The 26,313-nt window shown below is 61.5% G+C and carries 27 protein-coding genes, 1 tRNA gene and 1 pseudogene; 15 read left to right on the plus strand and 14 right to left on the minus strand.

What is annotated here, in order from left to right; genetic code table 11:
* Positions 1–3 precede the first annotated feature (3 nt).
* From HJB83_RS31465 to HJB83_RS31490, 6 genes are all read right to left on the minus strand, one after another.
* Positions 4–171, minus strand: a complete 168-nt coding sequence (locus tag HJB83_RS31465) for a Flp family type IVb pilin (RefSeq protein ID WP_207581961.1) — start codon at positions 169–171, stop codon at positions 4–6.
* Between the two features lie 70 nt (positions 172–241).
* Positions 242–559: a hypothetical protein gene (locus HJB83_RS31470; RefSeq protein ID WP_207581962.1), complete on the minus strand. Its 318-nt coding sequence runs from the start codon at positions 557–559 to the stop codon at positions 242–244.
* Between the two features lie 228 nt (positions 560–787).
* On the minus strand, positions 788–1,201 hold the full coding sequence (mutT, locus tag HJB83_RS31475; protein ID WP_007632760.1) for an 8-oxo-dGTP diphosphatase MutT: 414 nt from the start codon (positions 1,199–1,201) through the stop codon (positions 788–790).
* Positions 1,198–2,004: an N-acetyltransferase gene (locus HJB83_RS31480; RefSeq protein ID WP_207581963.1), complete on the minus strand. Its 807-nt coding sequence runs from the start codon at positions 2,002–2,004 to the stop codon at positions 1,198–1,200. Before HJB83_RS31480 ends, mutT begins: the two co-directional genes overlap by 4 nt.
* Entirely contained in the window at positions 1,985–3,226 is a 1,242-nt protein-coding gene (argJ, locus tag HJB83_RS31485) for a bifunctional glutamate N-acetyltransferase/amino-acid acetyltransferase ArgJ (RefSeq protein WP_207584384.1), read from the minus strand. Before argJ ends, HJB83_RS31480 begins: the two co-directional genes overlap by 20 nt.
* A 114-nt stretch (positions 3,227–3,340) precedes the next feature.
* Positions 3,341–4,222, minus strand: coding sequence for a peptidylprolyl isomerase (locus HJB83_RS31490; protein WP_207581964.1), 882 nt, complete (start codon positions 4,220–4,222; stop codon positions 3,341–3,343).
* Positions 4,223–4,467: 245 nt separating this feature from the next.
* Here HJB83_RS31490 and secA point away from each other — a divergent pair, with 245 nt between their 5' ends.
* The 3 genes from secA to HJB83_RS31505 all read left to right on the plus strand — a co-directional run bounded on the left by secA (position 4,468) and on the right by HJB83_RS31505 (position 10,058).
* Positions 4,468–7,185 carry a preprotein translocase subunit SecA gene (secA, locus tag HJB83_RS31495; RefSeq protein ID WP_221133192.1) on the plus strand — a complete coding sequence of 906 codons (2,718 nt, stop codon included), beginning with the start codon at positions 4,468–4,470 and terminating at the stop codon, positions 7,183–7,185.
* Positions 7,186–7,364: 179 nt separating this feature from the next.
* Positions 7,365–8,780 (plus strand): oligosaccharide flippase family protein, encoded by a 1,416-nt coding sequence (locus tag HJB83_RS31500; RefSeq protein ID WP_221133193.1) that lies wholly within the window; start codon positions 7,365–7,367, stop codon positions 8,778–8,780.
* A complete protein-coding gene (locus HJB83_RS31505) occupies positions 8,781–10,058 on the plus strand; it encodes a GNAT family N-acetyltransferase (protein WP_207581967.1) in 1,278 nt (425 codons plus the stop codon).
* A 58-nt stretch (positions 10,059–10,116) separates the two neighbouring features.
* On the opposite strand, the gene HJB83_RS31510 is transcribed toward HJB83_RS31505, so the two are convergent.
* A complete protein-coding gene (locus HJB83_RS31510) occupies positions 10,117–11,748 on the minus strand; it encodes an AMP-binding protein (protein WP_221159771.1) in 1,632 nt (543 codons plus the stop codon).
* 250 nt (positions 11,749–11,998) lie between these two features.
* Here HJB83_RS31510 and HJB83_RS31515 point away from each other — a divergent pair, with 250 nt between their 5' ends.
* The gene (locus tag HJB83_RS31515) at positions 11,999–12,979 is read left to right on the plus strand and encodes an aldo/keto reductase (protein WP_207581969.1); all 981 of its coding nucleotides are present in this window, start codon (positions 11,999–12,001) and stop codon (positions 12,977–12,979) included.
* A gap of 86 nt (positions 12,980–13,065) precedes the next feature.
* Here the strand turns inward: HJB83_RS31515 and HJB83_RS31520 are convergent, their stop codons facing one another.
* Positions 13,066–13,644 (minus strand): TetR/AcrR family transcriptional regulator, encoded by a 579-nt coding sequence (locus tag HJB83_RS31520; protein ID WP_221159772.1) that lies wholly within the window; start codon positions 13,642–13,644, stop codon positions 13,066–13,068.
* A 129-nt stretch (positions 13,645–13,773) separates the two neighbouring features.
* On the opposite strand from HJB83_RS31520, the gene HJB83_RS31525 reads away from it, so the two are divergent.
* Complete coding sequence (locus HJB83_RS31525; RefSeq protein ID WP_221133194.1) at positions 13,774–15,069, plus strand: MFS transporter; 1,296 nt, start codon at positions 13,774–13,776, stop codon at positions 15,067–15,069.
* A gap of 124 nt (positions 15,070–15,193) precedes the next feature.
* Positions 15,194–15,278: transfer RNA gene (locus HJB83_RS31530), tRNA-Leu, on the plus strand.
* A gap of 185 nt (positions 15,279–15,463) precedes the next feature.
* Here HJB83_RS31530 and HJB83_RS31535 read toward each other — a convergent pair.
* Both HJB83_RS31535 and HJB83_RS31540 read right to left on the minus strand, forming a co-directional pair.
* A complete protein-coding gene (locus tag HJB83_RS31535; protein ID WP_097622071.1) occupies positions 15,464–15,751 on the minus strand; it encodes a hypothetical protein in 288 nt (95 codons plus the stop codon).
* Positions 15,752–15,919: 168 nt separating this feature from the next.
* Positions 15,920–16,204 carry a hypothetical protein gene (locus tag HJB83_RS31540; protein ID WP_207581972.1) on the minus strand — a complete coding sequence of 95 codons (285 nt, stop codon included), beginning with the start codon at positions 16,202–16,204 and terminating at the stop codon, positions 15,920–15,922.
* Positions 16,205–16,404: 200 nt separating this feature from the next.
* Between HJB83_RS31540 and HJB83_RS31545 the strand changes: the two genes are divergently transcribed.
* A complete protein-coding gene (locus tag HJB83_RS31545; protein WP_207581973.1) occupies positions 16,405–18,153 on the plus strand; it encodes a cation:proton antiporter in 1,749 nt (582 codons plus the stop codon).
* Positions 18,154–18,191: 38 nt separating this feature from the next.
* Here the strand turns inward: HJB83_RS31545 and HJB83_RS31550 are convergent, their stop codons facing one another.
* On the minus strand, positions 18,192–18,482 hold the full coding sequence (locus tag HJB83_RS31550; protein WP_221133195.1) for a hypothetical protein: 291 nt from the start codon (positions 18,480–18,482) through the stop codon (positions 18,192–18,194).
* Positions 18,483–18,735: 253 nt separating this feature from the next.
* Here HJB83_RS31550 and HJB83_RS31555 point away from each other — a divergent pair, with 253 nt between their 5' ends.
* Together HJB83_RS31555 and HJB83_RS31560 are read left to right on the plus strand one after the other, a co-directional pair.
* Positions 18,736–19,326: a YqaA family protein gene (locus tag HJB83_RS31555; RefSeq protein ID WP_207581975.1), complete on the plus strand. Its 591-nt coding sequence runs from the start codon at positions 18,736–18,738 to the stop codon at positions 19,324–19,326.
* A gap of 73 nt (positions 19,327–19,399) precedes the next feature.
* Positions 19,400–19,915, plus strand: coding sequence for a disulfide bond formation protein B (locus tag HJB83_RS31560; RefSeq protein ID WP_207581976.1), 516 nt, complete (start codon positions 19,400–19,402; stop codon positions 19,913–19,915).
* Here HJB83_RS31560 and HJB83_RS31565 read toward each other — a convergent pair whose 3' ends face one another.
* The gene (locus HJB83_RS31565; protein WP_007632738.1) at positions 19,916–20,473 is read right to left on the minus strand and encodes an HNH endonuclease; all 558 of its coding nucleotides are present in this window, start codon (positions 20,471–20,473) and stop codon (positions 19,916–19,918) included.
* Positions 20,474–20,584: 111 nt separating this feature from the next.
* Positions 20,585–21,277: a DNA-3-methyladenine glycosylase gene (locus tag HJB83_RS31570; protein ID WP_207581977.1), complete on the minus strand. Its 693-nt coding sequence runs from the start codon at positions 21,275–21,277 to the stop codon at positions 20,585–20,587.
* Between HJB83_RS31570 and gluQRS the strand changes: the two genes are divergently transcribed.
* A complete protein-coding gene (gene gluQRS / locus HJB83_RS31575; protein ID WP_221133196.1) occupies positions 21,276–22,157 on the plus strand; it encodes a tRNA glutamyl-Q(34) synthetase GluQRS in 882 nt (293 codons plus the stop codon). The two genes, HJB83_RS31570 and gluQRS, sit on opposite strands and share 2 nt — an antisense overlap.
* Here the strand turns inward: gluQRS and HJB83_RS31580 are convergent.
* Positions 22,122–23,045 carry a YihY/virulence factor BrkB family protein gene (locus HJB83_RS31580; RefSeq protein WP_207581979.1) on the minus strand — a complete coding sequence of 308 codons (924 nt, stop codon included), beginning with the start codon at positions 23,043–23,045 and terminating at the stop codon, positions 22,122–22,124. The genes gluQRS and HJB83_RS31580 overlap by 36 nt on opposite strands.
* 76 nt (positions 23,046–23,121) lie before the next feature.
* Here HJB83_RS31580 and HJB83_RS31585 point away from each other — a divergent pair, with 76 nt between their 5' ends.
* From HJB83_RS31585 to HJB83_RS31605, 5 genes and pseudogenes are all read left to right on the plus strand, one after another.
* Positions 23,122–23,955 carry an SDR family oxidoreductase gene (locus HJB83_RS31585; RefSeq protein WP_221133197.1) on the plus strand — a complete coding sequence of 278 codons (834 nt, stop codon included), beginning with the start codon at positions 23,122–23,124 and terminating at the stop codon, positions 23,953–23,955.
* A gap of 14 nt (positions 23,956–23,969) precedes the next feature.
* Complete coding sequence (locus HJB83_RS31590; RefSeq protein WP_207581981.1) at positions 23,970–24,173, plus strand: twin transmembrane helix small protein; 204 nt, start codon at positions 23,970–23,972, stop codon at positions 24,171–24,173.
* A gap of 394 nt (positions 24,174–24,567) precedes the next feature.
* Positions 24,568–25,146, plus strand: a complete 579-nt coding sequence (locus HJB83_RS31595) for a cob(I)yrinic acid a,c-diamide adenosyltransferase (RefSeq protein WP_207581982.1) — start codon at positions 24,568–24,570, stop codon at positions 25,144–25,146.
* Positions 25,147–25,178: 32 nt separating this feature from the next.
* Complete coding sequence (locus tag HJB83_RS31600; RefSeq protein WP_207581983.1) at positions 25,179–25,964, plus strand: rhomboid family intramembrane serine protease; 786 nt, start codon at positions 25,179–25,181, stop codon at positions 25,962–25,964.
* Positions 25,965–26,141: 177 nt separating this feature from the next.
* Positions 26,142–26,313: pseudogene (locus HJB83_RS31605) on the plus strand (electron transfer flavoprotein subunit beta/FixA family protein); the annotation flags it as partial.

Raw genomic sequence — 26,313 nt, forward strand, 5'->3', positions numbered from 1 at the left:
TCTTCAATTTGTGATCATACCGTTGTTGATCACGTTGAAGACATTCTGAAGGGCGCCGGTGAAGAACCCGAGACCCGAGACGAGAGCGCCGCAAATGAGCGCGGCGATCAGACCGTACTCGATGGCCGTCGCACCTCTGTTATCTGCAAGAAATGCTTTCAAAAGATGCATGACCCCAACCCTTGGCGCGAACTGACAGCAAACGACCATTCCACGACCATCGGGCGATGGCCGGCATTTTTCAGCAACCGGCGCCGACGCCATAGCCCTGGACGACGCAGACCGAGCCGGGCGTATCCTGGAGGACGCTGCGGCGGATCGTATAACGCTTGCCGCTTTCGCTCTTCGGGATCGATCCGGTTGTCATCGTGTCGAATTCAAGCGGCGCGCTGGCAAAGACGCTCTTCTTCGAGGAATCCGCAAGCATCGGCGTCAGGATAAGCGTCAGGGCGACCACCGCCGTGCCGAACAGAAGGGCGATATTAAGCGCACCCGTCCTGCGCGAGGCAGACGAAACCCGTTCCTTTTCCCGGACAGCTTTCCAGAAATCATCGTCCATGACGTCAAGCCTTTTAATACACGCACGCCAGATGCTTGATTGAGGCCGATCTTTGGCAGAAGGTGTTAAATGATCCATTAATATCCACAGCCGAAAATGGCCCGGCATGATAATAATCAGGTAACGCTAATACATATCATCGGGAAATTCGCAGCGGTTCCGGGGAGGCATCATGCAAAAGACAAAGACTAAAGCGCATCATCCGAATCCGGATCGGCGTGATGCGCTTTAAAGTAAATCCTGCAGCATTGGGATGAGCGGCTCGTCGGCCGGCGGCATCGGGTAATCGCGTAGCGCCTGCGGACGCACCCATTTCAGTGCTTGACCCTCGCGGCCCTGGGGAATGCCCTCGTAACGCCGGCAGATATAAAGCGGCATCAAAAGGTGGAAGGTTTCGTAAGAGTGGCTGGCGAAAGTCAGCGGTGCCAGGCAGGCGATCTTGGTGTTGATGCCGAGCTCCTCTTCGAGCTCCCGCACCAACGTTTCCTCCGGCGTCTCGCCGGGCTCGACCTTGCCGCCGGGAAACTCCCACAACCCGGCAAGCGACTTTCCCTCGGGGCGCTGTGCCAATAGGATACGCCCATCGGCATCGATCAGCGCACAGGCGACAACCAGCAATATCTTCCGGCCGGCATCGCTCATCGCGGCTCCTGCTGCCAATAGCAATAATGATAAGCGTCGCGAAAACCGAGGCGTTCATAGAGTGCGATGGCCGGACGGTTGGACAACTTCACCTGCAGCCAGGCCGATCGGGCGCTGCGCATGCGCGCCCAGCGCAGCGCCGAGGTCAGGATCTCGGTGCCCAGTCCCTCGCGCCGCCGCGTTTCGGAGACCGAAAGCGACATGATGCCGGCAAGGTCGTTGTCCTGAACGCAGAGCACGGTCGCCAGCGGGCCGTCCGCCGCATTCTCGATCATGAACAGGCCGGACGGCGGCTTGATCGCCGAAATGATCTCGGCAAGCGCCGGCTTCAAGTTCAGTGGCGCCCGGTCGACGGCGAGGTTGGCGTCGACGAACCGGCCGATATCATGGGTCGGCAGGTGATCGAGCGTATCCGGCAGCTCGGCCTCGGCAAGGTCGCAGGTCATCACCACCGTCTCGTCGAACCGCGTCCAGCTCTGCGCGCGCAGAAGCTCGATCAGCACCGGCGAAGCAAGCGGCGTCTGGCGGATGACGGCGGCGCGGCCATAGGCCTCGAACTTCCGGCTCGCCTTTTCCAGGCGGATTTCGACGTCGCGATGGTCCGAGGGATCGAGCGGCACGATCGAATTCAGCCGGTTGGACGGATGGCCGGCCGTCAGCCGCACCTGCCAGCTGCCGTCATATTGCACGGACGCCGCCGGCCAGGCCCGGAAGCCGACGGCCTCCAGCCTGCGCACCAGCGGCAGATTGTGTGAAGAGATGGATGCCTGCACCAAAGAACGATCAGCTCCGATAGTCGCCATTGATCGCAACATATTCCTTGGTGAGGTCGCAGGTCCAGACGGTTGCCGAACCAGTGCCGAGTCCAATGTCAACTTTGACGGGGATATCCTGCGCCTTCATGACCTTCGAGGCGGCCTCCTCGGAATAATCGGGATCGCGCTCGCCATTGACCGCGACCCTGATGTCGCCGAACCAGATGGCCAGCCGGTCGCGGTCGGCCATCTCGCCCGATTTGCCGACCGCCATGACGATGCGGCCCCAATTGGCGTCTTCGCCGGCGGCCGCCGTCTTGACCAGCGGCGAATTGGCGATCGACAGTCCGATGCGCTTGGCTGCGGCATCGCTCTCGGCGCCCGTCACGGTGATTTCGAGCATCTTGGTGGCGCCCTCGCCGTCCCGCACCACCTGCAGCGACAGATCCTTCAGCACGTCGTTGAGTGCGGCCCGGAATGCTGCAAGGCGCGGGTCGTCGGCACTTTCGATACGGGCCTGGCCGTCCTTGGCCGCAGCACCCGTCGCAAACAGCATCAGCGTGTCGGAGGTGGAAGTGTCGCTGTCGACGGTCATGGAATTGAAGGTCGGGCCGACGCCATCGGACAGAAGCACTTGCAGCGCCTCGGGCGCGATGTCGGCATCGGTGACGACGAAGGAAAGCATCGTCGCCATATCGGGCGCGATCATGCCGGCGCCCTTGGCAATGCCGTTGATCGTCACGACGACGCCGCCGATCTCGGCGCTGCGGGTCGAAACTTTTGGATAGGTGTCGGTCGTCATGATCGCCTTGGCGGCCTCGAACCAGAAATCGCCGGTCGCTTCGACCTGCATCCGCTCCAGAACGCCTGAGAATTTGGTGGCGTCGAGCGGCTCGCCGATGACGCCGGTCGAGGCCAGATAGACTTCGTTTTCGGCGCAGCCGACTGCAGCGGCAGCCGACTTCGCCGTCAGTGCGGTCGCCTGGCGGCCCTTCAGGCCGGTGAAGGCATTGGCATTGCCGGAATTGACGACGACGGCGCGGGCACTGCCATGCGGCAGATTGGCCCGGCAGAAATCGACCGGCGCCGACGGGCACTTCGAACGGGTGAAGACGCCCGCAACGGCCGCCGGCTTGTCAAAGACCATCATCAGCACGTCGGTGCGGTCCTTGTACTTGATGCCGGCGGAAGCCGTCGCCATGCGCACGCCGCGCAGCGGCGGCATCGAGACGAAGGATTTCGGAGCGAGCGGAGAGACGGAACCGGACATGATGAAACCTGCCAATGGGCATTTCCAGGCGAATGGAAACCGGTTCGCCGTCCGGAAATGCAACAACAACAATGATATTAAAGGGCCCGGAAAAACCGGGCCCTGATGCGAATATTACTGCTTCGGCGCCGGCGCGACGGGATCACTGCCCGGCTCCGGCTGCTTGTTGGCCTGATCGTAACCCTTGCGCAGCGTCTCGTCGGTGATTTCGATCTTGGCGGAGGCCTTCGCCTTATTCAGAAGTTCAAGATACTTGTCGCGCATGACGAGCTGACGAACCTGATCCTGCACCTGCTCGAAGGGCGGCGGCGCGGCGTCGCGTTTATCTTCGACCTTGATGACGTGATAGCCGAAATCGGTCTTGACGGGCGTCTTGGAATAGGTGCCCTTCTCCAGCGCGAAGGCCGCGTCCTCGAATTCCTTGACCATCCGGCCGCGCGAGAAATAACCGAGATCGCCGCCTTCCGACTTGTTCGGATCGGTGGACTTTTCCTTGGCGAGTTCGGCGAAATCCTTGCCGGCGTCGAGCTGCTTGATGATGTCCTTGGCTTCGTCCTCGGTCTTGACGAGGATATGACGGGCGTGAACTTCCTCCTGCTTCGGCAGAGCAGCGACTTCCTTGTCGTAGCGAGCCTTGACTTCTTCAGGCGTCACGATGTCGACGACATGCTTCTTGAAGTAGGCGTTGTGCAGCTCGCGGTCGGTGAGATACTGCATGCGCTTCTTGAATTCGTCGGTCTGATCGAGCTTCTCGGCCGCAGCGTCGGCGGCGAGCAGCTTCACGTCGATGGCGGCGGAAAGGGCTGCGACCTTCTTTTGGTCATCGGGAAGCTGCGCCAGCTGCGGGTCGAGATTGGCGACGGCGAGGTCGAGTTCCGACTGGTGAATCTCCAGCGTGCCGACCTTGGCGATGACGGCGTCATCGGCATAGGCCGGGGCCTGGAGCGCAACAAAAGTTGCAAACGCCAGTACGGCAAGTTTGTTGGTGCTCAACATGAAATACCCTTCACAGTTACATCGCCGGTTTCAGCATCGCCTGAATCGGCCCAAAATAGCCATCAACACCGGATTGTGGCCTTTCTGTATCCGCCAAATCCGTTGACATCATTCGACCCCCCTCTTATCTGTCACGCAACCTCGCGTCCAGAACAGTTTCCGGGCGTTTTAGCCGCGCGCCTGATTTTCGGCTGGGCCGCGAACAACAAACGTCGGGGATGAATATTTGAGAAAGGACCAGTCATATGGTCAGCTTTGGCGGTCTAGCCCGCAAGTTGTTTGGATCTTCCAATGACCGCCGCGTGCGGTCTTTCCAACCGAACGTCACTGCCATCAACTCTATCGAAGAGAAGACCAAGGCCCTGACGGACGAGCAGCTCACGGCAAAGACCGTAGAGTTTCGTGCGCTGCTTGCCGAGGGCAAGACGCTCGACGACATTCTGATCCCGGCCTTTGCCGTCGTGCGCGAAGCCTCGCGCCGCGTTCTCGGCCTGCGGCCTTTTGACGTACAACTGGTCGGCGGCATGATCCTGCATTCGAATGCGATCGCCGAAATGAAGACCGGCGAAGGCAAGACCCTCGTCGCCACCCTGCCGGTCTATCTGAACGCGCTTTCCGGCAAGGGCGTGCACGTCGTCACCGTCAACGATTACCTCGCCCAGCGCGATGCCGCGACCATGGGCCGCGTCTACAGCTTCCTCGGCATGACCACCGGCGTCATCGTCCACGGCCTCTCCGACGAGGAACGTCACGCGGCCTATGCCTGCGACATCACTTACGCCACTAACAACGAACTCGGCTTCGATTATCTGCGCGATAACATGAAGTACGAGAAGAACCAGATGGTCCAGCGCGGCCACAACTTCGCGATCGTCGACGAAGTGGACTCGATCCTCGTCGATGAGGCGCGCACGCCGCTGATCATCTCCGGTCCGCTCGACGACCGCTCCGAACTCTATAATACGATCGACGCCTACATTCCGATGCTGGTGCCTAGCGATTACGAGATCGACGAGAAGCAGCGCTCGGCCAACTTCTCCGAAGAGGGCACCGAGAAGCTGGAAAACCTGCTTCGTCAGGCCGGCCTCTTGAAGGGCAACGCACTCTACGACATCGAGAACGTCGCGATCGTCCACCACGTCAACAACGCGCTGAAGGCCCACAAGCTGTTCCAGCGCGATAAGGACTATATCGTCCGCAACGACGAAGTCGTCATCATCGACGAGTTCACCGGCCGCATGATGCCGGGCCGCCGCTATTCGGAAGGTCAGCACCAGGCGCTCGAAGCCAAGGAAAGGGTGCAGATCCAGCCGGAAAACCAGACGCTGGCCTCGATCACCTTCCAGAACTATTTCCGCATGTATGCCAAGCTCGCCGGCATGACCGGTACAGCGCAGACGGAAGCGGAAGAATTCGCCAACATCTATAATCTCGATGTCATCGAGGTTCCGACCAACCTGCCGATCCAGCGCCTCGACGAGGACGACGAGGTCTACCGGACCTTTGACGAGAAGTTCAAGGCGATCATCGAGGAGATCCTCGACGCCCACAAGCGCGGCCAGCCGGTACTGGTCGGCACCACCTCGATCGAAAAATCCGAACTGCTCGCCGAACGCCTGCGCAATCAGGGCTTCGACGACTTCAAGGTATTGAACGCCCGCTATCACGAGCAGGAAGCCTATATCGTCGCACAGGCCGGCGTGCCGGGTGCCATCACGATCGCCACCAATATGGCCGGCCGCGGTACCGACATTCAGCTCGGCGGCAACCTCGACATGCGCATCGAGCGCGAACTCGGCGAAGTCGAAGCCGGTCCCGAGCGCGACGCCCGGATCCAGGCAATCGTCGAGGAAATCAAGGAACTTAAGCAGAAGGCGCTCGCCGCCGGCGGTCTCTACGTCATCGCCACCGAACGCCATGAAAGCCGCCGCATCGACAACCAGCTGCGCGGCCGCTCCGGCCGTCAGGGCGACCCCGGCCGCTCGAAATTCTACCTCTCGCTTCAGGACGACCTGATGCGCATCTTCGGCTCCGACCGCATGGACAGCATGCTGACCAAGCTCGGGCTCAAGGAGGGCGAGGCGATCGTCCATCCGTGGATCAACAAGGCCCTGGAGCGCGCCCAGAAGAAGGTCGAAGCCCGCAACTTCGATATCCGTAAGAACCTGTTGAAGTACGACGACGTTCTCAACGATCAGCGCAAGGTGATCTTCGAGCAGCGCCTCGAACTGATGGAATCGACCAATATTTCCGAAACCGTTTCCGACATGCGTCGTGAGGTGATCGAGGATCTGGTCGAAAAGCACATCCCCGAGCGCGCTTATGCCGAGCAATGGGATGCAGCTGGCCTGAAGACCGGTGCCTTGAACATCCTTAATCTCGACCTGCCGGTTGAAGATTGGGTGAAGGAAGAAGGCATTGGCGAAGACGATATCCGCGAGCGCCTGACGAAAGCCACCAACGCCGCCTTCACGGAAAAGGCCGAGCGTTTCGGCGACGACATCATGCATTATGTCGAACGCTCGGTGGTCATGCAGACGCTCGATCATCTCTGGCGCGAGCACATCGTCAATCTCGACCATCTGCGCTCCGTCATCGGCTTCCGCGGCTATGCCCAGCGCGATCCGCTGCAGGAATACAAGTCGGAAGCCTTCGAGCTGTTCACCGCGCTGCTGAACAATCTGCGCGAGGCGGTGACCGCACAGCTGATGCGCGTCGAGCTGGTGCAGCAGGCCCCTGTCGAGCCCGAACCGCCGTTGATGCAGGCCCACCACCTGGATCCGACGACCGGCGAGGACGATTTCGCCCCGGCGATCTACCAGGCATCGGAAGTCCTCGTTTCTCCCGAGAACCGCAATCCTGATGACCCGGCCACCTGGGGCAAAGTCGGCCGCAACGAGACCTGCCCCTGCGGTTCCGGCAAGAAATACAAGCATTGCCACGGCGCCTTCGAACAGGTCTGAGGCAAGCCGCAAAGACTGCGAAAATGCCGCCTTCGGGCGGCATTTTCTTTTCTGCGGCAGCGCCGGAAAACCGGAATTACAGTGTCGGGCGGCAAGCCCGATCCGGAACCGTTTCTTAACCCTGTTCTGTCAAGACTTCGGGACGATTTGCCTGACTTTCAGAGTTTTGCGTGTTCATCATGGCGGTCATAGAAACAGCGGAGAAAATGCTGCCCGCGGGCCTGCGCCTGATCGGCGGCCGCGCGTTGCGCATGCTTGCAGCGGTGCTCACCGAACGTGGTGAGAAGGCGGCCGCTCAGCGCATGGCGCTGACGGCCTTCACGATTCGCATCCTTAGCGCGGCACTCGCCTTCGTCTCCCAGATCGTGCTTGCCCGACTGATGGGCGAATATGAATACGGCATCTTCGTTTTCGTCTGGGTACTGGTCGTCGTCTTCGGCGATCTCTCATGCCTTGGTTTCCAAACGGCGATCATCCGCTTCCTGCCGCAATACCGGGCAGCCGGCGCCGTAGAGGAAATCCGCGGCCTCACCGGCACGGCGCGCATCTTTGCACTGCTTTCGGGTACTGCAGTGCTCGCCGCCGGCATGCTCGGGCTGCATTTCTTCGGCGATATGATCCAGGTCTATTATCTCGTCCCGATCTTCCTCGGCCTGCTCGCCATGCCGATGATCGCGCTCGGCGACATTCTGGAAGGCACCTCGCGGGCGAACCACTGGCCGGTGATGGCGCTGAGCCCGGTCTATATTATCCGCCCCATCCTCATCATCGCCTTCATGCTGATTGCCATTGCCAGCGGCGCCGAGCATACGGCCGTCACCGCGATGCAGGCAGCACTCGCCGCGACCTTCGTCACCGCGCTTGGCCAGTATGCCGCAACGCTCTATCGCCTTCGCCGGCATTATGACAAAGGCCCGCACAAGGTCGATTTCCTCGCCTGGTTCAGCGTCGCTTTTCCGATTTTCCTGATCGAGGGCGTCAGCTTCCTGCTCACCAATTCCGATGTCGTCGTTGTCGGCATTTTCCTCGAGCCGCACGACGTCGCCATCTACTTCGCCGCCGCCAAGACGATGGCGCTGGTGCATTTCATCAATTTCTCGGTCAAGGCGGCCTCCGGCCCGCGCTTCTCCTCGATTATCGCCGAAGGCGACCACGCCCAGCTGGCGACCGCCGCCATCGACGCCGCCCGCTGGACCTTCTGGCCGGCGCTCGGTGTTGGACTTGCGGTGCTTGCCGCCGGACATCTTCTGCTGTCGCTCTTCGGCGGCGCCTTCACCTCAGGTTATCTGGTCATGGCGATCCTGCTCGCCGGCATCCTCGCCAAGTCGTTGGTCGGCCCGGCCGAAACGCTGCTGATGATGGCCGGCAGACAGAATATCTGCGTCGCGCTCTACGCCGGCGCGCTGACGGCCAATGTCGGCCTCAACCTTGCTTTGATCCCGCATTACGGCATCGAAGGCACAGCGATCGCCACGGCTTCCGCCATGGCGGTCGAGGCAATCCTGCTGCATCTCGCCGTGCGCCGCACGCTCGGCATCGTCCTTTTCGCCTTCGCCAGCCCCTCCGCCGCAACGCCAGAGATGAGAGTTCGATAGATGGTGCGTATTCCTCCCGTTACCGAAAGCACCGACAGCGCTGCCAACCGCATGGTGCATGATCTCGCCGCGCTGCATTTCGAAGCGCCGCGGGCCGAGGCGCGCGCCGAGATCGGACGACCGGGACGCGAGCTCTGCCTCTACCCGGGCAAGCTCGGCTATGAGCTGCAGGAAGAACTCGACTTTCTCTCCCACCGGGCTATGGAACCGAACGTCTTCTTCTCCGGCCGCTTTCTCGCTCCCGCCATGCCGCGGCTCGAAGACCGGCAGGTAAACTTCGCCCTGATCCGCGACCACAATGCCGGCCGCAGCCGCATGCGCTTTCTGATGCCGTTTTCGATCGACAAGCCGGGCTTTGCCGTCGGTCCGTCGATCATCCGCGGCTGGTCGAACAGCTTCGGCCCGCTTGGCACGCCGCTGGTCGACAGCGAGGATGCAGCCGAGACCCTCGACAACCTCTTCGAGGGACTGACCGCGCGCGATCTCAATCTGCCCGGCATACTGGTTCTGCCGGATCTCAGGCTGAACGGCATCTTCGTGCGCATGGTCAAGGCCGTGGCGCTCAGCCGCAATCTTCCCGTCACCGTCACCAATCCCTACTTGCGGCCGATGCTGCAGAGTGACGAAGAGGCGCCGGCCTATCTCGGCCGCACCATCTCTTCCTCGCACATGCGCGAGATGCGCCGCCAGTGGCGTCTGCTGGAGGAACAGGGAACGGCGGTGTATGCCGTCGCCCGCCAGCCCCGCGAAATCCACATCCGTTTCGAGGAATTCCTGGCTATGGAAGCCGGCGGCTGGAAGGGTAAGCGGCGAAGCGCTCTTGTCACCGATCGCTATCATACGGCTTTCGCCCGCGAGGCGGTGTCGAACCTTGCCGCCGTCGACGCCGTGCGTATTCACACGATCGACCTCAACGGCAAGGCGATTGCCGCCATCGTCGTTTTGATGATGGGCGGCGAGGCCTACACCTGGAAGACCGCCTATGACGAGAACTATGCCCGCTATTCGCCGGGCAAGCTGTTGATGAGCGAACTCACCGAGTGGCATCTCGACGACGCCAATATCGTGCGCTCCGATTCCTGCGCCGTCTCGGATCATCCGATCATGAGCCGCTTCTGGCAGGAGCGCGAGGAGATGGGAACCCTAGTGATCGGCCTGACGCAGAACGGCGACCGCGACATGCGCCAGGTCTCAGCCCAGCTCCACATGTACCGCAGCACCCGCAATATGGCGAAGATGCTGCGCGAGAAGATCATGTCGCTGGCCGGCCGGGGCTAAAGCCCTTTATTTGCATATCGTTCTTCCGGAACCGCTACACACTTCCGGGCGATATGCACTAATCTTCGGCCGCCGCCTTTTCGCGCAGCAGCCGGCGGATCACCTTGCCGGTGGTCGTCAGCGGCAAGGCATCGATGAATTCCACCTCGCGCGGATATTCGTGCATTGAAAGCCGCGTCTTCACCCACTCCCTGATATCGGCGGCCAGCGCCTCGCTTGGATGATGGCCTGGCGACAGAACGATATAAGCCTTGACGATCTCGGTGCGCACCGTATCGGGTTTGCCGACGGCGGCGGCAAGCTGCACGGCGGGATGGCCGATCAGGCAATCCTCGATTTCGGCCGGGCCGATGCGATATCCCGACGAGGTGATGACGTCGTCATCGCGGCCCTCGAAAGTGACGTAACCGTCGGCGTCCTGCCGGCCGATATCGCCGGTAAGCAGCCAGCCTTTGGCGAATTTTCGCGCCGTCGCCGCCGCATCGTCCCAATAGCCGAGGAACATCACGGGATCGGGACTGGCGATAGCGATCTGGCCCGGTTCGCCGACTGGCAAAGCGTCACCCGCTTCGCTGACGATCGCAACGCGATGCCCGGGCACCGCCCGTCCGATGGCGCCCGCCTTGGTGACGCCATGGGCAGCGCTCGAAGCGAGCACGAAATTGCACTCCGTCTGGCCGTAGAATTCGTTGACGGTGATGCCGAGCGTGCGCTGTGCCCATTCATAGGTCTCGCGGCCGAGCGCCTCCCCGGCCGAGCCGATGGTGCGCAGCACCAGATGGTATTTCGAGCGTGGATCCGAAACAGATCGCATCAGCCTCAATGCCGTCGGCGGAATGAAGGCGTTGCGCACCCCCATCTCGGCCATGATCCGATAGGCCATGTCGGCATCGAATTTCTGCGCCGGCGACGAGACGACGGGAACGCCGAGCAGCAGGCTCGGCAGCAGCGCGTTGAGCAGCCCACCCGCCCAGGCCCAGTCGGACGGCGTCCAGACCTTGTCGCCCGCTTTCGGAAAATCCTCATGGGCAAACTGCATGCCGGGAATATGGCCGGGCAGCACACGGTGGCCATGCAGCGCACCCTTCGGCGGCCCCGTCGTTCCCGAAGTGAAGATCATCAATGCGGGATCGTCCGGACCGGTCTTGACGACATCGAAGACGGGAGAATGGCCGTCCACCAATTCGCCGAAGGCGGCTGCATCGGCACTCGCCCCGTCGATGCTGATGAGATGTTTCAGCATCGGCAGCCGATCGCGGATCTGGCGGATGCGTTCGAGACCGAAGCCATTGGTGACGACGGCCACGACGCCTGCCGCCTTCAGCCGGTATTCCAACGCCTCGACGCCGAAGAGCAGCGCCAGCGGCAGCGCGATCGCGCCGCTCTTGTAGATCGCCACATGCGCAATCACCGTCTCGAAGGATTGCGGCAAGAGCAGCGCGACGCGATCGCCACGTTCGATACCAAGCGAAACCAGCGCATTTGCAAAGGCCGAGGAACGGTCGGCGAGCGCGCGATAGGTCAGGGTGCGGTGATGGCCGTCCGGGCTGAAATGTTCGAGGCAGACGCGCTCCGGCGCCCTCGCCGCCCAGTCGTCGCTGACGGCGCGGCCGATATTGAAGCCTTCGGGAATCCGCCACGAGAAATCGCGATAGAGATCGTCGTAGCGATCGTGGGACGGCAGGATCATAGGCGAAATCCGGTGAATGCTGCACCAGCTAACACCTTGTGCTGCAATTGCGCAAGCAGCCGGTCCGGGGCGGCGATGACAGGCCTGGCTTCCGAGCCCATCACGCATTGTTGTGTGCCTGGCAGAACGGTTCTTCGTCGGCCGCCCTGCGACTTTGCCGGTTCCGCGCTAGATCATGGAGGCCATCCCCCGGGGCATGGAATTGGGGGCATCGAATTGGGTGATCAAATTTTAATCGCGGAGTCGTTTCATGGAATACGCAAAATTTGGCAAGACCGGTCTGGAAGTTTCGAAAATCTGCCTGGGCTGCATGACCTTCGGCGATCCCGGCCGCGGCAATCATGCCTGGAGCCTGCGGGAAGAAGAAAGCCGGGCGATGATCAAGCAGGCGATCGACCTCGGCATCAATTTCCTCGACACCGCCAACACCTATTCCAACGGCTCCTCGGAAGAGATCGTCGGCCGTGCTATTAAAGATTTCGCCAAGCGAGAGGACATCGTGCTGGCGACCAAGGTGTTCAATCGCATGCGGCCAGGCCCCAACGGCGCCGGCCTGTCGCGCAAGGCGATCTTCGATGAAATCGACAACAGCCTGCGCCGTCTCGGCACCGACTATGTCGACCTCTATCAGATCCACCGCTTCGATTACACGACGCCGATCGAGGAAACGCTGGAAGCGCTGCACGACGTCGTCAAATCCGGCAAAGCGCGTTATATCGGCGCCTCCTCCATGTATGCGTGGCAATTTGCCAAGGCGCTCTACGTCTCCAGGCTGAACGGCTGGACCGAATTCGTCAGCATGCAGGACCACCTGAACCTGCTCTACCGCGAAGAAGAACGTGAAATGCTGCCGCTCTGCGAAGATCAGAAGATCGCCGTCATCCCCTGGAGCCCGCTTGCCCGCGGCCGACTGACCCGCGACTGGGACGAGGCGACGGCGCGCAGCGAAACCGACGAATTCGGCAAGACGCTCTACACGCAGTCGAGCGATGCAGACCGCAAAATCGTCGAGGCCGTGGCCGAGATCGCCAAGGCTCGCGGCGTCTCCCGCGCCCAGGTCGCAACCGCCTGGATCCTGCAGAAAAGTGCCGTGACCGCCCCGATCATCGGCGCTTCCAAACCGGGCCACCTCAGCGACGCGGTTGCCGCGCTCTCCGTCAAGCTCACCACTGAAGAAATCGCCGCACTGGAAGCACCCTACATCCCGCACGCCGTCGCCGGTTTCAAATAGCCGCCGGCGGGTTTTCAGCCTCAGCGATCAAGGCAGATCCCCTCCGTTTGCGCGGAGGGGAAATCGAAACCATCACCATCCTGAGATTATATCCGACTGCCGGGATCGAGCTGCCGGCGCATCGTCACCAGAAACTGCTCGGCAAGCGCCCTGTCCTCCACCGCGCGCGCCAGAATGACGGCGCCCATCATCGATGAGAGGGTCGTCGCGGCATTGGCGCGGCGTTCTTCTTCGGTCTCGCCGGGAACGATATCGGCGAGTGTGTCGACCAGCACGGACAGCCCGTCGCTGAAGACGGCGCGGACAGCACCGCGGCTGCGGCTCACCTCCTGGATCAGCGTCGCGAAGACGCAGCTGCCGCCCGGATCGTCGACCGTGCGCCAGTGGATATAATGGTCGAGCAGCGATTCCAGCGGCCGATCCGGAGAATCGGCGATATGCTCCTTCCAGCGCGTTTCGACCTTGTCGATCAGCTTACGGCTGACCTCCAGCGCCAGGTCGTCCTTCGAAGCGAAATGACCGTAGAAACCGCCATGCGTCAGCCCCGCCGCCTTCATGATGTCGGCGACGCCGACCCCGTCGAAACCGTTCTCGCGGAAGAGCACGCCGGCAACGCCCAGGATGTTCTCTCGGTTTTCGGCAAACTTCTCGCGGCTCACCCGCATTTTTCATCTCCAGAAATAGTCGCTTGACAAAATATATGACGTCCATCATCAATAGGCAACAAATATGATGGCCATCATGTAAATCGATCTTGCATTTTCCCCAAGCTGAATTCGAACGGAATCTCGCCCATGGTTTCCACAGCCCTTGCCTCCTCTCTTGCCCGGCGTAACATCCACTACGGCTGGGTCGTCGCTGCCGCAACCTTTCTCACCATGCTGGTCACCGCAGGCGCCATGGGCGCACCTGGCGTTCTCATCAAGCCGCTGCAGGACGAGTTCGGCTGGGAGACGTCGCAGATCTCCTCAGCCCTTGCCATCCGACTGATCCTTTTCGGTTTCATGGGCCCGTTCGCCGCCGCCTTCATGAATTATTTCGGCGTGCGCAAGGTCATCGTTTTCGCCCTCGCCCTGATCGGCGCTGGCTTCATCGGTTCGCTGTTCATGACGACGCTGTGGCAGCTGCTGCTGCTCTGGGGCATTGTCGTCGGCTTCGGCACCGGCCTGACGGCCATGGTACTCGCCGCAACGATCTCCACCCGCTGGTTCACCAAGCATCGTGGCCTCGTCGTCGGCATGCTTTCGGCAAGTTCGGCCACCGGCCAGCTCGTCTTTCTGCCGCTGATGGCGGAGCTGACGCAACGCTATGGCTGGCGCTCGACGGTGTTTTTCGTCTGCGCCATGATCATGGTCGCAGCCCTTGCCGTGCTTGCCTTCATGCGCGACCGGCCGGCCGACCTCAACTTGCCCGCCCTCGGCGAAACTCAGGTCACGCCACCGCCGGCAAGCACCTCTCTCGGCGTCGCGCTGATGACGCCGATCACCGTGCTCAGGGAAATCTCCAAGACCTCGACCTTCTGGATCCTGTTTGCCACCTTTTTCATCTGCGGCCTCAGCACCAATGGCCTGATCCAGACCCATTTCGTCACCCTCTGCGGCGATTTCGGCATCGTGCCGGTGGCCGCCGCCAGTGTGCTGGCCGTCATGGGCATCTTCGATTTCTTCGGCACCATCGGCTCCGGCTGGCTGTCCGACCGCTTCGACAATCGCTGGCTGCTGTTCTTTTATTACGGCTTTCGCGGCCTGTCGCTGCTCTACCTGCCCTTCAGCGATTTCAGCTTTTACGGCCTTTCCATCTTCGCCGTCTTCTACGGCCTCGACTGGATCGCCACCGTGCCGCCGACCGTCAAGATCGCCGCCGACCGCTTCGGCCGTGAAAAGGCCGGCCTTGTCTTCGGCTGGGTCTTTGCCGGCCATCAGCTGGGAGCCGCCACCGCCGCCTATGGCGCCGGCCTCTCGCGCACGGAGCTTTCGAGTTACCTGCCCGCCTTCTTCATCGCCGGCGCCTTCTGCCTGCTGGCATCGATCCTGGCGATCACGCTGAAGAAGTCCGGCCTGACCGCTCCGGCACCCGCGGCGGCCCATTGATATCACAAGCATCCGGCCTCGAAACGAGGTCGGATCTCTCTACAGGATCAGTTGGATAACTTCGCTTGCCCGTCTTGCGCGTGCAGGCGCTCACATGTTAGACAGCCGCCCGGTCGTATCCGTTGCCCCATTGGCGGAATTGGTAGACGCGCTCGACTCAAAATCGAGTTTCGAAAGAAGTGCTGGTTCGACTCCGGCATGGGGCACCAGCCTACGCTCTATGAGCTTCGGCTCGGCCAGCCGAAGAGAGCAGCTAAGCGGAGGCTGTCGCGCCGCAGTTCCGTCAGGAATGAAGGCGGACTGGTTCGATAGTTCATCCCGAATACAATTGTGTCGTACCTCCGCATCAACAAACTGACGCGGGAGCACGCAACGAATCCGTATCCGAATAAAACTACTTGTTCTTCAACAGCCACATCTTGCCGGCCATGGTGATGCCGTAGACGTCTTTCGAGACATCGTCATCGAGGTGCCGCCGCTCGAGAAAACCAGGCTCCTTCAGCTCACCCAGCGTCTTGGCGGTGACCGATTTGATTTTCTGAGGCCGCTCTTTCCAACGGTCGGTCTTTGCGTAGGTCACCGTCGCGTTCTGATGCGTCCATTTATTGGCTGGCTGAGGGTAAAGGTCTCCATCCCTGGCGAGTTTCAGTGCGGCAATCTGGGACGGCGTAAGCTCAATCATACTAAAAGATCCTGTGCAGGTGTTGTTTGCGCTGGGAATGCGCTTGTACCAAAGGCGTGCTCATAACACCGACGGACGAGTTTCACCACTGCATTGCGATATTCGCGCCACGAAAGGCGAAAACCCGGCTCATTGGAACCGGGCTTCGCCTTCGTCGGGTAATCCTGGTCAATCGCAACGCCGGACCGTCTTGGTAACCTCGCCTTCGTCGGTCTGTCGGGTGACGCTCCTGGTTTCGCAGCCATAGTCGCGATAGCGGCGGTGCTCGCGTTCGCGCACCGCACCGAAAGTGACGCCACGCTCGCTGATGGTGATGCCGGGTCGTACCCGCTCATGACGATAGCCGTCGTCATAGGAACGCTCCCGGACATAGACGCTGTCGGCGAGAACAGGCGCTGCAAACGAGCAGGCGGCAAGGGCCGCTACAGTACAATTCAGGATGATCTTCCGCATGTCGTTTCTCCTTTCTTGATGAAAGAGCAACGAGACAAGAGACAAGTGGTTCCAACATCGCCGGAGGCCCGACCTTGCGGCAGACGAGTTCCAGGCCTCACGGGCAAGACCGCAAACAAGGGCAGCGCACCCAAATCAACTGTTTAATTCCGCTTGCACTTCGTACAGAGTGGCCGCCGCAATCACAGGAAGGGTCAGACGTGCATCAGGAAGTAGGGCTCATCGCGACGGTTGCCGTCAGTTTCGTTTTCGCGGCGGTCCTGGGGTATGCTGCTGACCGGCTTCGGCTGCCGCCGCTGGTCGGCTACCTGATGGCCGGTATCCTGATGGGGCCGTTCACGCCGGGCTTCGTCGCCGATACCGCCCTTGCCGGTCAACTCGCCGAAATGGGCGTCATCCTTCTGATGTTCGGCGTCGGCCTGCATTTTTCCGCCTCCGACCTGCTGGCCGTGCGTGGCATCGCCGTGCCGGGCGCGATCGGGCGCATCATCCTCGCCACCCTCATGGGCATCGGCCTTTGCAAACTCTGGGGCTGGAGCCTCGGTGCCGGCATCGTCCTGGGCCTGAGCCTGTCTGTGGCGAGCACCGTCGTTCTGCTGAAGGCGCTGGAGGAGCGCAATCTCGTCAACGCGCCGAGCGGGCGCGTCGCCGTTGGCTGGCTGATCGTCGAGGATCTGGTGATGGTGCTGGCGCTAGTGCTGCTGCCGGCCCTTGCAGAACTTCTGGGTGGCAATGCCGTCGCTACGGCCAACCACGGCCTCGGCGAGCTTTCCCTGGTGCTGACGATCGGCCTGACGCTGCTGAAGGTTATGGGTTTCGCCGCCATGGCGATCTTCCTCGGCCCGCGCATCGTGCCCTGGCTGCTGACGATGGTCGCCCGCACCGGCTCGCGCGAACTCTTCACGCTGACGGTACTGGCGATCGCCCTCGGCATCGCCTTCGGCTCGGCGGCGATCTTCGGCGTCTCCTTCGCGCTCGGCGCCTTTTTTGCCGGCGTCGTCATGAGCGAATCCCAGCTCAGCCACAGGGCAGCGGCCGACTCGCTGCCGTTGCAGAATGCCTTCTCCGTGCTGTTCTTCGTCTCCGTCGGCATGCTCTTCGACCCATCGATCCTGGTGCGCCAGCCGCTGGCGGTGATCGGCGCGCTGGCGCTCATCATCCTCGGCAAGGGCATCATCACCTTCACGATCGTCATGCTGCTGCGATATCCGATCGGCCTGGGGCTGACCTTGGCCGGCGGCCTTGCCCAGATCGGCGAATTCTCCTTCATCCTCGCCGGCCTCGGTGTCTCGCTTGGGCTGCTGCCGCATGAGGGCCAGGATCTGATCCTTGCTGCGGCAATCCTGTCGATCACACTCAATCCCATCGTAATCTTCGCGACCGACGGGCTGAAGAAATATATCCATTCGAAATGGCCCTCCCTTTGGGAAAGCTACGGCAGGAAGAGGCAGAAGGCGCTCGGCAAGGAACTGGAAAAAATCAAGGCGCTCGGTGAGGAGCGCGAACGCGAGCATCAACTGAAGATGCAGCAGCTGATCGAGACTTTCCCGCTATTCTCTGAGGTCGACGAAGACGCGCAAGAGGAACTGCTGCTGCTCTTCAAGGCGAAATCCGCGCCGCCCGGCGAGCGCGTCATCCGCCGCGGCGATCGCGGCGACGGCATGTATTTTATCTCATCGGGAGCGGTGGAAGTCCGCCTCGCCAGTGGCGCGATCCGCCTGGAGCCCGGTGCCTTTTTCGGCGAAATGGCGCTTCTGACCGGCGGACGGCGCACTGCCGACGTCATTGCCGTCGACTTCTGCCAGTTCGAGGTGCTCGAGCGGCGCGACTTCAACATGTTCATGGCGCGTCATCCCAATTTGCGCGCCGCAGTCAGCGAAATGGCCCAGAAACGCACGGAGATGAACGACCAGCGTCAGCAATGGGAAAAATCGATGGATCTCTCATGACGCAACATCGGCGCATGTCTCGGCGATAGCACGATTGCTCAGCCTGCCGGCCAATAGCCATCGGCGCGGAAATCCTCCGGGATCGGATCGAGTCGCGACAAGCTCTCGGCCGCAAAATCGATCTGCAGCGACAGGTATTGAAGAGACGCCAGCATCGGCACGCCGGTCGCGAACTCCCGGATGCGCGAGAGATGATAGCCGCTGGCACTCAACCGCCGCGCCGCCTCCCGGCGCACGTCGTCTAGGCTCGGCCCGCCGCCCTCTTCGAACCGCTCAACCATGTGCACGGCCTGCCCGCGGCCGCCTTCAATCACTTTGAACATGCTCATGCCACCCTGCAGTCGCCCCAATTCGGCTGGAGCATGATGTCTTAAGAAAACCGCCCACAGTTTTCGGTATCATGCTCTGAGACAGCTTGCCGGAGAATCGCCGATTCGCCATCCCGTGAAATCTTGGGAGAGGCGCCGATGCCCCACATCACGAAAATTTTTGGACAGGGGTGGCACGAAGGACACGGGCAAGCATTTACAGCGCCGCACACGCCCCCTAAAGCTTTTCGCACTGCAACAGGAAGGGAACGGAATGCTCCGCAGACTTTACGACTGGACCATGTCTTTGGCCTCGCGCAAATCGGCCGAAGTCTGGCTCGCCGTCATCGCCTTCGTCGAAAGCTCCATCTTTCTCGTCCCCGCCGATGTGCTTTTCCTGCCGATGGCGCTTGCCAAGCCGGAGCGCTCCTATCGCTACGCGTTGATCGCGACCATCGCTTCCGTGCTCGGCGGCATCGCCGGCTGGGCGCTCGGCTATTACGCCTATGAGACGGTGGCCCGGCCGGTTCTCGAATTCTACGGCAAGCTCGACGCCTTCGAGCAGATGAAAGCCTATGTCACCTACGAGACGATCCTGCTGCTGCTTGTCACATCAGGTGTTGCGCATCTGCCGCCGATCAAGATCGTCACAATCCTGTCCGGCGTCATTCACGTCAATCTGGGCCTTTTCATTGTTTCGGCGATCGTTGCGCGCGGGGCGCGTTTCCTCTTCCTCGCCTGGCTGCTGCGCCGCTACGGCGAACCGATCCGGGACTTCATCGAGAAGCGCCTCGGCCAGATCGTCGGCTTCGGTGCAACTGCCGTGATCGTTTTATACATCGCCTACCGCTACCTCGCTCACTAGAACATAAGGTTGTCCGAAAACCGCTCGCGCTTTTCGGCATCGTGCCACTAAGCCAACTTCGCGGAGTTCCGCCATGACTGCCACTTCCTCGCCGCTCGCCCGCCCCGGGTTTGTCTATTCCATATTGCTCGCCATCGGCATGGCGGCCGCGGTCGGCACGGCGCTTGGTTTCCAATATATCGGCGGCTACATTCCCTGCGCACTCTGCCTGCTGCAGCGCCAGCCTTATTATTACGCCATCCCGATCGCCATCCTCGCAGCGATTTCGGAACTCGTCGGCCTGCCGAACTGGATCACCCGCGCGCTCATTCTTGCCGCCGGCATGCTAATGCTGGTCACCGCGGGCATGGGCGTCTATCACGCCGGCGTCGAATGGCATTTCTGGGCCGGCCCGGCCACCTGCTCGACGACGGCCAGCAGCATGACGACCAATGCCGGCGATCTGCTCGGCGAACTCAACACGATCAAGGGCCCATCCTGCACCGATGCAGCACTCAGGGTGCTCGGCCTGTCTTTTGCGGGCTGGAACGTGATTGCCGGAATTCTGCTCGCAGCCTTCGCCTTCGCAGGCGTTCGCAAAGCCGCTTGATCAAGGCTGCAGTTCGGTATCCCAGTAGAGATAGTCGAGCCAGCTGTCATGCAGATAGTTTGGCGGGAACAGCCTGCCGTTATTGTGCAGATCCTGCACCGTCGGCTGATAGGGCTTCTGCGACGGGAACATGCTTGCCTGCTTGGGAAGCTTGCTGCCCTTGCGCAGATTGCAGGGCGAACAGGCTGCCACGACATTCTCCCAGGTGGTCTCGCCGCCATGGGCGCGCGGGATGACGTGGTCGAAGGTCAGATCGTCATGGGCGCCGCAATACTGGCATTCGAACCGGTCGCGCAGGAACACGTTGAACCGGGTGAAAGCGGGATTGCGGGACGGCTGAACGTAGGTCTTGAGACACACGACACTCGGAAGCCGCATCGAGAAACTCGGCGAGGAAACCGAATGCTCGTATTCCGCGATGATGTTCACGCGGTCGAGAAATACCGCCTTGATCGCGTCCTGCCAGGACCACAGCGACAAGGGATAATAACTCAGTGGCCGGAAGTCAGCGTTCAGGACGAGCGCTGGCAGGGCCTGTGGGGAGACTGCAATCGTCAAGGGACTCTCCTGATCGATTCGGCATCTGCACCTGTATATTAGGCCGGTTGTTACAGGATTGTGAAGTCCAATAAATTCAGAGGATAAAGGCAATTTGAAGAGTGTTGCCGATCAGCTGGTCGGCACCATGTCGCGGCGCGTTTTCGCGGCGTAATAGGCCCAGAAAAGCCGGGCCGCCACGGAGCGCCACGGCGACCAGGGTTCCGCCAAGGCAGCCAGAGCCTTTGCTTCAGGCCGGGCCGCGAGACCGAATGCCGCGCCGACGGCATTCTGAAGCGCGACATCGCCGGCCGGAAAGACATCGGCATGGCCGCCGCAGAACATCAGATAGACCTCCGCCGTCCACGGACCGACGCCCTTCAGCGCGGTGAGTTCGCCAAGCGCTTCTTCAGGCGGCATCAGGCAGAGCCCGGAAAGATCGAGGCGGCCGGAGGCAACGGCTTCGGCGATCCGCGACAGGGTCTCAGCCTTGGCGCGTGACAGGCCGAATTCACGCCAGGCTTCGGCGTGAAGCAGCGCATAGCCCTCGGCGGTCAAAAGACCGTCCGCCGGCAGCATGCGCCGCCAGATCGCCTCGGCACTGGCGCGCGATACCATTTGTGAGACGATGATATGGGCAAGGCCGGCAAAACCCGGTTCGCGCAACCGCAGCGGAACGGGCCCTGCATCCACCGCGATCGGCACAAGGCGTGGATCGACACGAAGCAGTGCTTCGAGCCCCCGGCTGACGTCGTCTTCGTTGCGGATGATCTGCACATCGCCTCGCAGTGGTTCAAAACCTAAATCCATGGCAGAAGAAAGCATGACCACGAGCGAGCGTCAAAAACCTGTCTTTCGTTTTGCGCCGAGTCCCAACGGACAGTTGCATCTCGGCCATGCCCTCTCGGCTCTCCTGAACCGCGACATGGCGGCGGTCGCGCGTGGGCGCCTGCTGCTGCGCATCGAGGATATCGACCAGGGGCGCTGCACCCCGGAGTTCGAGGCCGGCATCCTGAGCGATCTCGACTGGCTTGATATCGGCTGGGAAAGCCCGGTGCGGCGCCAGTCGGAACATTTCCCCGCATATCAGGCAGTACTGCACGCGCTGATCGAGCGCGGCCTGGTCTATCCGGCCTTCCTGACCCGAGGCGAGGTGAAGGCGCGCGTCGCTGCCTATGAGGCGGCCGGTGAATCCTGGCCGCGCGATCCCGACGGCACGCCACACTATCCCGCAAACGATCGCGAGCGCCCGGAAGACGAGTGGCGGGAAATGCTGACCTCGGGAAAGAAACATGCCTGGCGGCTCGATATGCGCAAGGCGCTGGACCTGATCGGCGAACTACTGTTCTGGACCGAAACCGGCGACGGCAGATCGGGCGAGATCGCCGCCGAACCCGAAGTCTGGGGCGATGTCATCCTGTCGCGCTCGGACGCCCCGTCGAGCTATCATCTTTCAGTCGTCGTCGACGATGCGCTGCAGGGCGTCACCCACGTCGTGCGCGGCCTCGACCTCTTCCCCGCGACATCGGTGCACCGGCTGCTGCAGGTACTGCTCGACCTGCCGCAACCGATCTATCACCATCACCGTCTCATTCTCGATGCGGCTGGCCGCAAGCTTTCGAAAAGCGACGGCGACAGCGGGCTTGGTGAATTGCGCACCCGCGGCATGTCAGGGGCCGATATTCGCCGCCTTGTCGGGCTCTGATGCCCGTTCGGCACGCTCTCTGCCGACGATCGAAAGCGTGTGGGAGAACATCCGGAAGACGCGGAATTTGATCAGCGCCGCATTGATCTCCGCCCCGATGATGAAGATGACGCCGATCATGTAGAGGAAGATCAGCACGATCATGACCGAGGCTAGGCCGGCATAGGTTGCGGTATAATTGGCGAAGGTCGCCAGATAATAGGCAAAGATCAGCGCGCCGGCGAGCCAGAGAAGCAGGGTCAGCAGCACGCCCGGAATGACGTCGAAGACCCGCCGCTTGCCTGCCGGCAACCAGAGATGCATGACCAGCAATCCGACCGTCAGAACCACCAGCGTGCCGTAGATGCGCCAGCTGAAGACGATGTCGAGCGTGTCGGCAAACAGCGGAAACCAGTTCCTGGCATAATCGAGCGCCAGCGGCACGGCGACCAGCAGGATGCTGATCGCCGCAAAGATGATCACCGCGATCAGCACATAGCCGAGGCTCGCGAGGCGGGTGAAATACCACGGCCGCGTCTCCTGCACCCGGTAGGCGCGGTTGAGCGAGATGCGCAGCGCCTCGACGCCGTTCGAGGCGAAATAGGCGGCCGCCAGCACCGAGATCGTCAGCAGCCCGCCGCGCGGAATTGTCAACACCTGCAGCACCTGGTCGGCGAGCGGCTTGGCAATCGCCTCGGGCCAGGTGTCGAAGATCAGATGGATGGCGGTCGAGGAAAATTGATCGGCGCCGAGGAAGCTTGCAAGCGCCGTGCCGAAGATCAGGAAGGGGAAAACCGCAAGCAGGCTGGACAGCGCCACATGGCTCGCCATGGCAAAGCCGTCGTCCTCGATCATATGACAGATCGCGTCGTAGACCACGTCGTAGATCGTGCGCAGCGCCTTCGGCATTCCGTCTCCGGCTTTCCAGATTGTATCCTCTGGCCGAATATGGGAAACGAGTCCCATTTTGTACAGGAATCATTCCATGGCGGGAGAGCGTACCATCGTCGTGACCGGATGCTCGTCCGGCATCGGCGCTCATTGCGTGCGGGCTCTGAAAGCCGATGGCTGGCGCGTCTTTGCGACGGTGCGCAAGGCGGAAGACCTGCCGGGGCTGGAGGCAGACGGCATTGAAGCCTTGCTGATGGACTATGCCAGGTCCGAGACGATTTCGGAGCTGGTCGACGCGGTCCTGGAACGCAGCGGCGGCCGCATCGACGCGCTTTTCAACAATGGCGCCTACGGCCAGCCGGGCGCCGTCGAAGATCTTTCGACGGCCGCGTTGCGCGCCCAGTTCGAGGCGAATTTCTTTGGCTGGCACGAACTGACGCGGCAGATCATCCCGGCGATGCGCAAACGCCAAGAGGGGCGGATCGTGCAGTGCTCGTCGATCCTCGGCGTCGTGCCCTATCGCTATCGCGGCGCCTACACCGCTTCCAAATTCGCGCTCGAAGGCCTCAGCATCACCTTGCGCATGGAGCTGCAGGGCAGTGGCATCCATGTGAGCCTGATCGAGCCGGGACCGATCGCCACGCGTTTCACCGCCAACGCGCTCGCAAAGATCAAGGAGCATATCGACCTTGAGAATTCGCCGCACGCGGCCGACTATGTCAAGCAACTGGCAAGACTTAATGGATCTGGCCCGGTCAGCCGCCATAAGCTTGGCCCGGAAGCAGTCTATTCCGTATTGAAACACGCATTGAACTCGAAAAATCCAAGGCCACATTATCCTGTAACGACTCCGGCCAAGCAGGGCATGTTCCTGAAGCGGCTGCTTCCGGCAGACCTCTTCTACCGCCTGATGCGCTGGACGGACTGAGAAAGCTGAATGCCATGTCCACGGTCACCTATATCCTTGCGATCATCGTCATGGGCGCCGTCGCCCTCGTCCTGATCCGCGGCCTCTTCAATATGATGAAGGGCGGCGATGCCAACCGTTCCAACAAGCTGATGCAGCTTCGCGTCCTGCTACAGGCAATCGCCGTCGTCCTGATCATGGTGACGCTCTGGCTGACCGGTGGTGGCCGGCCGACGTGACCGGGCAATCTAACGACAGAGGGATAAAATTGGGTACTATCGTCTCCTCGAACTCTCTCATTCCTGTGCTCGTCACAGGAATCCAGCCACCGCGCGTCCGCGCGGTGAATAACAAAATCCGACGTTCAAAAGCCTCTCCCGCGCCCAAAGACTTGGGCGCACTGGATTCCTGTGACGAGCACAGGAATGAGGGAGGTGAGGCCATGCACGACGCGGTGGTTCTGTACGCAGCGGCAAATTTTGCGACAATGCCAACTCCACCTTCCGTCACCCCAGGCCTTGAGCCGAGGATCCGTGCCACGACTGCTAGTGAATGCCATGTGGATGCTCGGGTTAAGCCCGAGCATGACGAAGGGTGGAGTGGTTCAGCCTTCCCGCCAATAGGCGGTGCGGCATGGTAAAACTCAACAAGATCTACACCAAAACCGGCGATGACGGCACCACAGGGCTGGTTTCCGGGCCGCGCCGGACAAAGGACGATCTCCGCGTCGAGGCCTATGGCACGATCGACGAAGCCAATTCCGCCATCGGCCTGGCGCGACTGCACACGGCCGGCTTGCCCGAGCTCGACGCTATGCTGATGTCGATCCAGAACGACCTCTTCGATCTCGGCGCCGATCTCGCCACACCCGATACCGGCGAGCCGCCGGCCTACGAACCGCTGCGGATCGTCGAGGCGCAGGTCGACCGCGTGGAGCGCGAAATCGACCAGTTGAATGCCGGCCTGGAACCGCTGAAATCCTTCATCCTGCCGGGCGGCAGCCCGGCCGCCGCACATCTGCATCTTGCCCGGACGATTGCGCGGCGCGCCGAACGTTTGATGGTGGCGCTTGCCCGCACCGACGGTGAAATCGTCAGCGAGGCAGCGATGAAATATGTCAATCGGCTCTCCGATTTCTTCTTCGTCGCCGCGCGTCATGCAAATGATCGCGGCCATGCGGATGTGCTTTGGGTTCCGGGAAAAAACAGATAGGCTTGCCGCGGTCGCGATCGCCGGGGGGCCTTATGTTCATACCTTTTCACGACGCCAATACGCTGAAATATATCAAGGTTCAGTGGGTGACGCTCTCACTGATCGCATTGAATGTCGCGGTCTGGCTTGTGACCAGCCTGGAGAGCGAGCAGGCCGCCCAGGCGACGACCGTCGGGCTCGGCTATATCCCGGCGATCGCCTTCGGTGACGCGGTGCTGGCGCAGGGGCTGGAAATCGTGCCGGAACCGCTGACCTACCTCACCTATGCCTTCGTCCATTCCGGCTTCTGGCATCTGGCGTCCAACATGATTTTTCTCTGGGTCTTTGGCGACAATGTCGAGGACGCGATGGGACACTTGCGCTTCCTGATTTTCTACGTCGTCTGTGCAGCCGCCGGCGCGCTCTGCCACGGTCTGCTGGCCATGGCCTCGCAGGCACCGCTGGTTGGAGCCTCGGGGGCGATCTCCGGCGTCGTCGCCGCCTATGTCATGCTGCATCCGCGCGTCAAGGTCTGGGTGCTGGTATTCTTCCGTTTGCCCCTGCCCTTGCCTGCCTTCATCCCGCTGCTTTTGTGGATCGGCCAGCAGTTCTTCATGCTGGCGATCGCACCGGATGGCGATGTTTCCTGGGGCGCCCATGTCGGCGGCATCCTTGCCGGGGCTCTTCTGATCCTGGTGTTGCGCCGACCCGGTGTACCGCTGTTCGACCGGGAGATCGTTACGCCCCGCGCCGTGAGAAGCGATCCTGGCGCCGGCCCTGCCATCGCCGCCGGCACGGATGGGCGCACAGCGCAGCGCCTTCCCTGGGGCCGACGCTGACAACAATATTGACGTGAACGTAAACGTTCATATATTGCCCGGCGAATCGTCTACCGGCGGCATAGAAGCGTTGTATTTGGAGGAAAAGCGCGTATCGATGTCGCCATTCGACAATCGGAGCGGCGCGCGAGCGGGCATTTTCGTTGAAGCCAGTTTCCCGTGAAGGAAGGACCCCCCATGAAGATTCTCGTGCCCGTCAAACGGGTCGTCGACTACAACGTCAAGATCCGGGTGAAGCCGGACGGCACGGGTGTCGAGCTTGCCAATGTGAAGATGTCGATGAACCCGTTCGACGAAATCTCGGTGGAAGAGGCGCTGCGGCTGAAGGAAGCCGGCAGGTGCGAGGAAG

The organism is Rhizobium sp. NZLR11 (genome assembly GCF_019685115.1).
Taxonomy (GTDB): Bacteria; Pseudomonadota; Alphaproteobacteria; order Rhizobiales; family Rhizobiaceae; genus Rhizobium.

Coding starts and splice junctions, on each gene's coding strand:
- HJB83_RS31465 (WP_207581961.1), bottom strand. CDS start 171: ATGCATCTTTTGAAAGCATTTCTTGCAGATAACAGAGGTGCGACGGCC.
- HJB83_RS31470 (WP_207581962.1), bottom strand. CDS start 559: ATGGACGATGATTTCTGGAAAGCTGTCCGGGAAAAGGAACGGGTTTCG.
- mutT (WP_007632760.1), bottom strand. CDS start 1,201: ATGAGCGATGCCGGCCGGAAGATATTGCTGGTTGTCGCCTGTGCGCTG.
- HJB83_RS31480 (WP_207581963.1), bottom strand. CDS start 2,004: ATGGCGACTATCGGAGCTGATCGTTCTTTGGTGCAGGCATCCATCTCT.
- argJ (WP_207584384.1), bottom strand. CDS start 3,226: ATGTCCGGTTCCGTCTCTCCGCTCGCTCCGAAATCCTTCGTCTCGATG.
- HJB83_RS31490 (WP_207581964.1), bottom strand. CDS start 4,222: ATGTTGAGCACCAACAAACTTGCCGTACTGGCGTTTGCAACTTTTGTT.
- secA (WP_221133192.1), top strand. CDS start 4,468: ATGGTCAGCTTTGGCGGTCTAGCCCGCAAGTTGTTTGGATCTTCCAAT.
- HJB83_RS31500 (WP_221133193.1), top strand. CDS start 7,365: ATGGCGGTCATAGAAACAGCGGAGAAAATGCTGCCCGCGGGCCTGCGC.
- HJB83_RS31505 (WP_207581967.1), top strand. CDS start 8,781: ATGGTGCGTATTCCTCCCGTTACCGAAAGCACCGACAGCGCTGCCAAC.
- HJB83_RS31510 (WP_221159771.1), bottom strand. CDS start 11,748: ATGATCCTGCCGTCCCACGATCGCTACGACGATCTCTATCGCGATTTC.
- HJB83_RS31515 (WP_207581969.1), top strand. CDS start 11,999: ATGGAATACGCAAAATTTGGCAAGACCGGTCTGGAAGTTTCGAAAATC.
- HJB83_RS31520 (WP_221159772.1), bottom strand. CDS start 13,644: ATGCGGGTGAGCCGCGAGAAGTTTGCCGAAAACCGAGAGAACATCCTG.
- HJB83_RS31525 (WP_221133194.1), top strand. CDS start 13,774: ATGGTTTCCACAGCCCTTGCCTCCTCTCTTGCCCGGCGTAACATCCAC.
- HJB83_RS31535 (WP_097622071.1), bottom strand. CDS start 15,751: ATGATTGAGCTTACGCCGTCCCAGATTGCCGCACTGAAACTCGCCAGG.
- HJB83_RS31540 (WP_207581972.1), bottom strand. CDS start 16,204: ATGCGGAAGATCATCCTGAATTGTACTGTAGCGGCCCTTGCCGCCTGC.
- HJB83_RS31550 (WP_221133195.1), bottom strand. CDS start 18,482: ATGAGCATGTTCAAAGTGATTGAAGGCGGCCGCGGGCAGGCCGTGCAC.
- HJB83_RS31555 (WP_207581975.1), top strand. CDS start 18,736: ATGCTCCGCAGACTTTACGACTGGACCATGTCTTTGGCCTCGCGCAAA.
- HJB83_RS31560 (WP_207581976.1), top strand. CDS start 19,400: ATGACTGCCACTTCCTCGCCGCTCGCCCGCCCCGGGTTTGTCTATTCC.
- gluQRS (WP_221133196.1), top strand. CDS start 21,276: ATGACCACGAGCGAGCGTCAAAAACCTGTCTTTCGTTTTGCGCCGAGT.
- HJB83_RS31570 (WP_207581977.1), bottom strand. CDS start 21,277: ATGCTTTCTTCTGCCATGGATTTAGGTTTTGAACCACTGCGAGGCGAT.
- HJB83_RS31580 (WP_207581979.1), bottom strand. CDS start 23,045: ATGCCGAAGGCGCTGCGCACGATCTACGACGTGGTCTACGACGCGATC.
- HJB83_RS31585 (WP_221133197.1), top strand. CDS start 23,122: ATGGCGGGAGAGCGTACCATCGTCGTGACCGGATGCTCGTCCGGCATC.
- HJB83_RS31590 (WP_207581981.1), top strand. CDS start 23,970: ATGTCCACGGTCACCTATATCCTTGCGATCATCGTCATGGGCGCCGTC.
- HJB83_RS31595 (WP_207581982.1), top strand. CDS start 24,568: ATGGTAAAACTCAACAAGATCTACACCAAAACCGGCGATGACGGCACC.
- HJB83_RS31600 (WP_207581983.1), top strand. CDS start 25,179: ATGTTCATACCTTTTCACGACGCCAATACGCTGAAATATATCAAGGTT.